This is a genomic window from Pengzhenrongella frigida (assembly GCF_004168625.1).
In the GTDB taxonomy this organism is placed as follows: domain Bacteria; phylum Actinomycetota; class Actinomycetes; order Actinomycetales; family Cellulomonadaceae; genus Pengzhenrongella; species Pengzhenrongella frigida.
The window spans coordinates 1-8,476 of the sequence record NZ_SDWW01000079.1 but is presented as its reverse complement, the minus strand read 5'-3'; the positions used below and the strand labels follow the sequence as shown (position 1 = coordinate 8,476).

General features: G+C 65.8%; 7 protein-coding genes and 1 pseudogene. 7 read left to right on the top strand and 1 reads right to left on the bottom strand.

Annotated features, from left to right (window positions below; genetic code table 11):
- Positions 1 to 465 precede the first annotated feature (465 nt).
- The 6 genes from EUA98_RS18975 (at position 466) to EUA98_RS18950 (ending at position 7,097) form a co-directional block, all read left to right on the top strand.
- Entirely contained in the window at positions 466 to 1,578 is a 1,113-nt protein-coding gene (locus EUA98_RS18975) for a toll/interleukin-1 receptor domain-containing protein (protein ID WP_130104250.1), read from the top strand.
- Positions 1,579 to 2,293: 715 nt separating this feature from the next.
- Complete coding sequence (locus EUA98_RS18970) at positions 2,294 to 3,301, top strand: tyrosine-type recombinase/integrase (RefSeq protein ID WP_207219165.1); 1,008 nt, start codon at positions 2,294 to 2,296, stop codon at positions 3,299 to 3,301.
- A 406-nt stretch (positions 3,302 to 3,707) separates the two neighbouring features.
- Positions 3,708 to 4,103, top strand: coding sequence for an ArsR/SmtB family transcription factor (locus tag EUA98_RS18965; protein WP_130104248.1), 396 nt, complete (start codon positions 3,708 to 3,710; stop codon positions 4,101 to 4,103).
- 95 nt (positions 4,104 to 4,198) lie between these two features.
- Positions 4,199 to 6,016 carry a heavy metal translocating P-type ATPase gene (locus EUA98_RS18960; protein ID WP_130104247.1) on the top strand — a complete coding sequence of 606 codons (1,818 nt, stop codon included), beginning with the start codon at positions 4,199 to 4,201 and terminating at the stop codon, positions 6,014 to 6,016.
- A gap of 81 nt (positions 6,017 to 6,097) precedes the next feature.
- Positions 6,098 to 6,673, top strand: coding sequence for a Chromate resistance protein ChrB (locus EUA98_RS18955; protein WP_130104246.1), 576 nt, complete (start codon positions 6,098 to 6,100; stop codon positions 6,671 to 6,673).
- Positions 6,666 to 7,097, top strand: a complete 432-nt coding sequence (locus EUA98_RS18950) for a YkvA family protein (protein WP_130104245.1) — start codon at positions 6,666 to 6,668, stop codon at positions 7,095 to 7,097. The genes EUA98_RS18955 and EUA98_RS18950 overlap by 8 nt, the downstream gene beginning before the upstream one ends.
- 199 nt (positions 7,098 to 7,296) lie before the next feature.
- On the opposite strand, the gene EUA98_RS18945 is transcribed toward EUA98_RS18950, so the two are convergent.
- Entirely contained in the window at positions 7,297 to 7,719 is a 423-nt protein-coding gene (locus EUA98_RS18945; RefSeq protein ID WP_165372915.1) for a plastocyanin/azurin family copper-binding protein, read from the bottom strand.
- A gap of 550 nt (positions 7,720 to 8,269) precedes the next feature.
- Here EUA98_RS18945 and EUA98_RS18940 point away from each other — a divergent pair.
- Positions 8,270 to 8,476, top strand: a pseudogene (locus tag EUA98_RS18940) (flavodoxin family protein); the annotation flags it as partial.

Here is an 8,476-nt window from a genome sequence, read left to right as displayed (position 1 = left end):
ACGCCGACACCATCCTCGCCAAAGCAACCCGCCCCAAGCCCACGAACACACAAGACGCGTCAGTTACACGCCACTAGAGTAGGGCTGAGATCGACGCGTGGGGCGACTGCAAACCAGTTGTTGACCGTGCGTACGTTCGGGACGGCACATACCTCGGGGAAGGTGCCCAGGAGGATCTGTTTGACGAGCTTCGCCGTAGCCCAGCGGAGCGACCAGGCAATCCGCGGGTTTCGTGATAGAGGACCCGAAACGTCCGCGTGGCGTCCAATTGGACCTGGTTGTGGACGATTTGGCCGTGTCAGGACTCGCAACCGCCGATTCTAGGCACGCGCCCGTCGTTGACGCCTGCACTCCCCGACATGGCGGTCACCCTCGGGCTCAACGGGCTCAGCCCGGGCACGACGACGGCCGTGAACCCGGCAAGTCGCTGAGACCCTATGAGTGTCGGGTCAGTAGGCTCGTGCCATGGCGATTGGACGAACCTCGGTCTTCTGGAGTTATGCGCACGAAGATGACGCCAACTCTCACGGCGCCATCTTGAGACTACGAGATGATCTTGCTGACGCATATTCGCTGCTCTCGGGCACGTCGATCGAGATCTTTGTTGACCGAGAGTCCATTGATTGGGGCGCAGTGTGGAAGAGGGGCATCGACTCCGCGCTGTCCGAAGCATCATTCCTTATTCCGATCATGACGCCGCGATATTTCACGCGACCCGAATGTCGACGAGAACTGCTCGAGTTCTATGCTCAGGCGAAGCGCAGCGACTTGATGGAACTGGTGCTGCCACTCCTATACATGCCGATTGCAGACTTCTCAGAGGACAACAGCGAGGAGGCTATTCGCATAGCCTCAACCCTGCAGTACATCCCCTGGACGACCCTTTGCCTGCTAGACAACACGGATGTGAAGTATCGAAAAGCGGTTCATGACCTGGCTGCTCGTCTGCACGAACTGCTCGAGTCAGTAGCCACGACCCAGTTGGAACGGGAGCGAGTCGCTGTCAAAGCGCCTGACACGGTGGAGGAGGACCTCGCCGGACTGCTAGGCGACGCTGAGCGAATGTGGCCTGATTGGTTGGAGGCCGTTTTCTCGGACGAGATTCGCAAAGCTCAGGTTTCTTCCATTCAAGAGACTTTCAATGCGCGTCGGAGACGACTCAGGCATTCGAGGGCTGCAGCGACCGTGATCAATGGAACATATCAACAGCAAGCTGCCGCGGAGTTGCCGCTCGCTAAACAATATCTTGCAGATGCGGAAACCTACTCGGCTCGCACCATCGAACTCGACCCCGTGATTCGAGCGGTCTGCCGAGCCGCGGAGAGCAGGCCCGCCGCAACTGACCTCCTCCTCGAGTTGCGTGAGAAAGTGGCGAATGCACTCGCGCCGATTCGTGAAATAGAACGAGCCCGAGCGGACGGCTTCGAGATGTCGCTCAGAGACTTCATCGAAGAGATGCCATACGTAACGCAGACGTGGAAAGAGATCCAGCGACTCGTAACGCGAGGTGAGGCGCTAGTGATCGAGGCGAATGCCATCGTCACTCGCTGGGTGGCGGATATCGACGCCCTCCTGTAGCGACTCTCGGCGCGAAGCCACATTTGGACTGGGGCTAACGATGCTCGGCGACACTCTTCGTGTACTGCGCTCGCCGTCGATTTGGCCGCGCTCCTCAGCCCAACCGCAGGGGAAGGCTGAGGCCATTCCGCAGACGAACGAACACCGTTCGATCTAGCGGAGATCGAACGGCACCTATTTTGTGTCCCAGATCTCACAATCGAACGAGGATCGGGCTGGTCCGCGCTGGGCCGTGCGCCTGACGCAGCCGCTCATCGCGGCCGGGCGTCCGAGTCGCCGGCCCTTCGCCAGAATTCGCCTCAGGGCTGCCCACATTTCGCCCACATCAAAGCAAGATGCTCTTTCTCCCCGAGGGGAGAAGGGGCATCTGACCTGCATTGCCATAAGTCGCGGGGTGGGATTTTGGCCTACGACCTCTGGGTTATGAGCCGAGCGCCGGTGCGTTTTCGGGGTGTTCCTGCTAGCGTGACATATGGCGTTTGCGCAGGTCAAGCGGCATATCCGCTCCACTGGCGTCCACCCAGATCCATCGACTTCCGGGCGGGTCTGCTTACATTCTGCTTACGAGAACGGGCATCGCGCGAGGCGGTGAAACCAGATGAGCTGGGTTGTCGAACGACCAGTCCGCGGGGGCAAGACGCGGTTCACCGCCGCGTACCGCGACCCCTATGGACGGATCCGTTCGGCGGGCACCTTTCCCACTCATCGTGAGGCGATGCGCGCCGCGGACCGGCTCGACGACGCTGTCTCGGCCAACTCATGGATCGACCCGGTCGCCGGGCGGATCGCGTTCCAGGACTACGCCGAGAACGCTTGGCTCCCGGCCCGCCAGATCGAAGTCACGACCCGTGCCGGCTACAACTCCTACCTGCGCACCCACTTCGTCCCGTTCTTCGGACCCATGCCTCTGGCCCGCATCCGGCCCACGACCGTCCAGGCGTGGGTCACCCAGGCCAGCGACAAGGGGCTGTCGCCGAGGTCGATCGCGAAGTACCACGTGATGCTCCACTCGATCTTCGCCCGGGCCATGCTTGACCGGGTCATCGCGTTCAATCCGTGCGAGAACACCGAGCTGCCCAAGGTTGTGGCCAAGAAGTACCGCATTCTGACCCCGGAGGAGTTCGAGACCGTCATCGCCTCGATCCCCCCGAGGTTCAAGGCGCTCGTGCTCACCGACATCGAGACCGGCCTGCGTTGGGGCGAGCTCGTCGCACTCCGCCCTCGGCACGTCGACTTCCTGCGCCGCACCATCACGGTTTCCGAGACGATCGTGGAGGTCTCGAAGAAGGACTCCCCCACCGGCGAGCGGATGATCGTCAAGCCCTACCCCAAGGATGACGAACCCCGCACCCTGCACGTCTCGCAGGACCTCCTCGACACCCTCGCGGCCCGCATCGCCGACCTCGGCCTGGACCGTGGTCACCTGCTGTTCCCCTCCCGGGAGGTCGCGGGAGGCATCCCGCTGTCGCGTGCGAACTTCAACACCCGCTTCTGGCGGCCCGCCATCACGGCTGCCGGCATCGACTTCCCGCTGCGCATGCACGACCTCAGACACGCGCACGCCTCTTGGCTGCTCGCGGGCGGCGCTGACCTCAAGTCAGTCATGGAACGCATGGGTCACTCCCAGATCATGACCACCCAGAAGTACCTTCATACCTTGCCCGACGCCGACAAGAAGGCCCTCGCCGCGTTCGAGTCCATCCGGCGGCGGGGCTCCGGATAGCGGTTCTATTCGACGCCCACTCCCGAGGGAGCGACCTGGTCGGCGTACGGCGGCAACCGGTCCTCAGTGCGGAACGGCACGAACCAATGGGCAAAGTCCATCGGCACCATCCCGTGGGACCCAGAGTGGGCTCATTCTCAATCCCGTCCAGCGCAGGATCGAAGAGCACCTCGAAGTCGAGGTCCTCGAAGAGGAGCTCGACGATCCTGTCGCGCCAGTCGGCGGGGAGGTCGATCTCGGGGAGATCCTGTTCCGCCGACCGCGGGGGCAGCGGAACGAGCCAACTCACCGAACGCACGTCATCCGGAGCTCGCAACCACGTACCGCGCGGTCTTTGGAACACTCGGGTCGTCTCGCCAGATGACGCGGTTCGGGCAGATGCGACCGCAACGTTTAGTATCTGCGCATGCCTGCAGATACTCAAGGATGCACGTTCGATGTGGAGAGCCAGTACGTCGAGCTTGCGGCGGAGGTGTTCTCGTTGCTGTCCGACGCGACCCGGATCAGGCTGATCCTGGCGCTTCGTGGCGGTGAGCTGCCGGTTGGTGAGCTCGCCGAGCTCGTGGGCAAGTCCCCGACGGTGGTCTCGCAGCATCTCGCGAAGCTGCGCTGGGCTCGGGTGGTGCAGGCACGGCAGGACGGCACCCGCGTGTACTACAGCCTCATCGACGAGCATGCGCGCGAACTGGTCGACCAGGCGGTCTTCCAGGCCGAGCACGTCGTGGACGGCGCACCCCGTCATCACCTTCAGGGGCACCCCGCTCCCCGCGAGGCAGCCACTCGGGCTGGGGCCACGACGTGAGCGCCTCGCCTGACCTTCGCTCGGCCGTCCCGGCACCAACGACGTCGACCATCCCGGCGGTGGAGAGCCTGTGGAGCCGTATCGATCGTCGTGACATGGCCCGGACCGTGCTCGTTGCCGTGTGCGCGATCGCGCTGCTGGGCGGCCTGACCGGTCCGTGGCCGGCGGTGCCGGTGGTGGCTGTGCTGGGCCTGGTCGTCGGATGCTGGCCGATCTTGGCCGAAGCATGGGGCGATATTCGCCATCGGCGCATGAGCATGGAGCTGTCGATGCTCCTCGCGATCGTCGCGGCGGCAGCCGTCGGGGAGTGGAGCACCGCACTGGTCGTTACCGTGTTCGTGCTCGCTGCGGAGATCCTCGAAGACCTCTCGATGGATCGCGGCCGGGACGCGCTGACCGACCTCATGTCGTTCCTGCCGTCGGACGTGCAGGTCCGCGACGGCGACCAGGTGCGCACGGTCCCCCTCGACGAGATCCGCGTGGGGCAGACGGTGATCGTCTCGCCGGGCGGTCGTGTCCCGGTTGACGGCACGGTGGTCGCCGGGCGATCCAGCCTGGACCAGTCGCGGATCACCGGGGAGTCCATGCCCGTCGACGTCGCCGTCGGCGACCGCGTGTACGCCGGGTCCGTCAACCAGGTGGGGGCCGTGGAGGTCGCTGCCGAGAAGGTCGGCGCCCAGTCCTCCTACGGGCAGGTCATCGACGCCGTGCGGGGCGCACAGTCCTCCCAGGCTCCCGTGCAGCACCTGGCCGACCGGCTCGCCGCTTATCTCGTCTACCTCGCCCTTGGCGGAGCGCTCGTCACTTACCTGATCACCCGAGACATCACCGCGACCATCTCGGTGGTCATCGTGGCCGGTGCGTGCGGCATCGCCGCCGGCACACCCCTGGCCGTGCTCGGAGCGATCGGCCGGGCCGCACGCACCGGCGCGTTCATCAAGGACGGCACGCACCTGGAGGCCCTGTCGACGGTGGACACGATCATCTTCGACAAGACCGGCACCCTCACCGAGGGGCACCCGCAAGTCGCGCAGATCACGCCCGGTCCGGGCCATACCGAAGGCGACGTCCTGGCGGCGGCCGCGGCGGCCGAGCTGTACTCCGAGCACCCCCTCGGACAGGCCATCACCGCCCACGCGCGCGCCCGCGACCTGAGGGTAGGCCGACCGGAGTCCTTCGACTACGAGCCGGGCCGGGGCCTCTCAGCGCATGTGGACGGCCGGCTCATCCAGGTCGGCAACACCACCCTCGTCCCCGGCGCCCCCGCAAGCACGAACGCCGACCCGGAGCAGACGCATCTCACGCCGGTCCACGTGGCCGTCGATGGACGGTTCATCGGCACGATCTACCTGGCCGACTCGGTGCGAGCCTCAGCCCGCCGGTGCGTGGACGACCTGCGCGCGATGGGGCTGCGGGTCGTGATGCTCACCGGCGACAGCCGCGCCACCGCGAACGCCATCGCAGCCCAGCTCGGCATCGAGGAAGTGCGCGCGGAGCTCCTCCCCGGCGACAAGCTCGCCGCGATCACCACCGAGCGCACAGCCGGGCACACGGTCGCCATGATCGGCGACGGCGTCAACGACGCCCCCGCACTGGCCCGCGCCGACGTCGGAATCGCCATGGGCAGCGGCACGGAGGTCGCCCGCCAGAGCGCCGACATCGTCCTTATCAGCTCCGACCTGTCCGACCTCACCAGCACCGTGCAGGTTGCTCGCCGAACCCGCCGCATCGTCATGACCAACTTCATCGGCACCATCGCGATCGACCTGATCGGCATGACCCTCGCGGCCTTCGGTCTCCTCGGACCGGTCCTCGCCGCGATCGTGCACGTGGGGAGCGAGTCGGCGTTCATTCTGAACTCCGCCCGTCTCATCTCCGGACGGCGCACCCGACGCGAGCGGAGTCTTCCCTGAACCCCGCGCAAGACGTGAGGGTTCCAACGTACTGATCATTGCGTAACGCCTGTTACTTCCCGCAGAGGTACAGTCGGCTGGGTGACGTGGATTCTTGTGGTGGTGCGGCTCGCCGGCGAACCCTCCCGCAATCGGGTCGCGGTGTGGCGCGAGCTGCGCCGGGCGGGGGCGGTGCCGGTCGCCCAAGCGGTCTGGGTTGTCCCCTCGACCCCCGCGTTTCTCGCCGCGGTCGAGCGTGCGGCCGAGCTGGCCCGCCGGGGCGAGGGCGATGTGCTGGTGCTCGAGGTCGCCTCCCGGGACGCGGCCGGCGAGTCGGCGTTGCGCGACCTGTTCGCCGCGGCGCGGGTGCAGGAATGGGCCGAGTTTGTGGACGACTGCGGAAAGTTCGAGGTGGAGATCGCCAAGGAGATTCGCGTCGAGAAGTTCACGCTCGCCGAGCTGGAGGAGGAGGAACAGAGTCTCGAGCGCCTGCGACGTTGGTACCGCGACCTCAAGGCGCGCGATGTGCTGGACCTCCCCGCGGCGGTCGAGTCCGAGGCGCGCCTCAGGGTCTGTGCCGCAGCCCTGGAGGGCTACGCCGATCTGGTGTTCCGGTACCTGCACGGCAACCCCGTGGGTAGGGACTCGACCTCCGGGGCGGAGGTGGGCGATGGGTGACTGGTTGGGAGGCCTCGGCATCGCCGCTGTCGTGATGGTCTTGAGCTGGCTCATATTGATCGTGCTGGCCAGGCACCTGCCCGAGGGCACGGCCAAGGAGCTGGCGAGATTCCTCCCGGCTTGCGTGACCACGGTGCGGCGGCTGCGCCACAACCCCACCGTGCCGCGCCGCGCCAAGGTCGCCGTCACCTTCGCGGGGATGTGGGTCCTGTCGCCGATCGACCTCATCCCGGAGTTCTTGCCGGTGATCGGGCCCTTGGACGACGTGGTGGTCGTCGCCCTGGCCCTGCGGTACGCCGCTCGATGCGTACCTCGACAGGTGCTCGTCGACGCGTGGCCCGGTGACCGACACCTGATGGAACGCCTGCTCGGTCCGCCCAGACCAACTGAACCTCATCCGGGTCGATCCGAAAGGGTCCTGTGACCTCGTTGCACGGCCCGACCTGGGGCTGTTCAGCGACATCAGTGCTTTCGCCCGCCAGACCGAGCGGCTGCATGCGCCGCAGCTCGGATTCGCGAGCTACGGACTACCTGGACCGAATCCGGGCTCAGAACCCGTCAACGCCACCTCGGAATTGACTGATTCGGATCACAAGCCCCCGCGTGCGTCGTGCGCGACCGCGCTAAGCGACAGTGATCTTGAGGTCCATGCCCTTGCCCTTGTGACCAGGCACGGAGCACCAGAGTTCGTAGGTGCCGGCCTGCAGAGTCGCCGTCAGTTCACCGCTCTGGCCGGCGTTCAAGTTGGGGGTGGCCTTTTTGCCCACCCCCGGCCCCTCGATCGTGAGATCGTGCGGCAACGTGCCGTCGTTGGACACCTTGAACACATACTCACCGGGTGTGAACATGGCTTGCGACAAGGTGATCGAGAACTCCGTCTCCGTGGCCGTCACGCTCACAGAGGAGGACGACGACGGTCCGCCGGTGGCGGTCGCGGGCAAACCGGAGGGCGCCCCCGAACTGCCGGCGCCGCCGCTATCAGTACTACTGCATCCAGCGAGGATCAGCATCGAGCTGGCCACGAGCGCGAGACCCGCGCGGGTCATGCGAGTTGAGGTCCTCATCGTTCCCTCCTGAAGTTTGGTCTCCCCTCACACTGACAACGAGCCGAACCACGCTGGAGTTCAATCGACCGCCCGTCGTCTTCGCCTCGAGACTGCCCCGTTACCTTCTTCTCAGCCCCGCGGGTCATGTTGGATCGGGGGTGCTGGCCTGTCGGACTCGGCATGATTGCCGCCCCCAGTCGTTCATGATCTGGGGGTGTTGTCACCGGGACCGGTAGGTGACTGGTGATCGCTGATAGGGGCACGGACAAGGACCATTGGGACCCCGTAGCGCCGTCAGCAACGTGGATGCCGACGCTCGTCACCGTGGGACAGTTCAGCTTGGGCTGCCGACGAGGGTCGGGCCTGGCCCGCGATGTCGGCCCGGTGCGCCCACTCCTGGGGCACGCTTCGAGCCCGCCCCGAACCCCGCTGGTATCGACGAGGACGGTGTAGACAGTTCGTAGCGAACAACGAAGCCCGACGGACGTCCCGGGGGTCTTCGGTGCGTCGCCGACGAGATCCCTCCGGCCCACACCTCACGGGAGCGACGATGGACCCCCTGGACTTCTCTGACCTGCGTGCGGTGTTCGTCAACTGCACGCTCAAGCGCTCCCCCGAGGTTTCGAACACCGCGGGCCTGATGGCCATCAGTCGAGCGATCATGCGAAAGCGCGGGGTCTTCGTGGACGAGATCCGCGCCGTCGACTACGACCTCGCACCCGGGGTGTATCCCGACATGACCGCCCGCGGCTGGCCC

Coding starts and splice junctions, on each gene's coding strand:
- EUA98_RS18975 (WP_130104250.1), top strand. CDS start 466: ATGGCGATTGGACGAACCTCGGTCTTCTGGAGTTATGCGCACGAAGAT.
- EUA98_RS18970 (WP_207219165.1), top strand. CDS start 2,294: ATGCGCGCCGCGGACCGGCTCGACGACGCTGTCTCGGCCAACTCATGG.
- EUA98_RS18965 (WP_130104248.1), top strand. CDS start 3,708: ATGCCTGCAGATACTCAAGGATGCACGTTCGATGTGGAGAGCCAGTAC.
- EUA98_RS18960 (WP_130104247.1), top strand. CDS start 4,199: ATGGCCCGGACCGTGCTCGTTGCCGTGTGCGCGATCGCGCTGCTGGGC.
- EUA98_RS18950 (WP_130104245.1), top strand. CDS start 6,666: ATGGGTGACTGGTTGGGAGGCCTCGGCATCGCCGCTGTCGTGATGGTC.
- EUA98_RS18945 (WP_165372915.1), bottom strand. CDS start 7,719: ATGACCCGCGCGGGTCTCGCGCTCGTGGCCAGCTCGATGCTGATCCTC.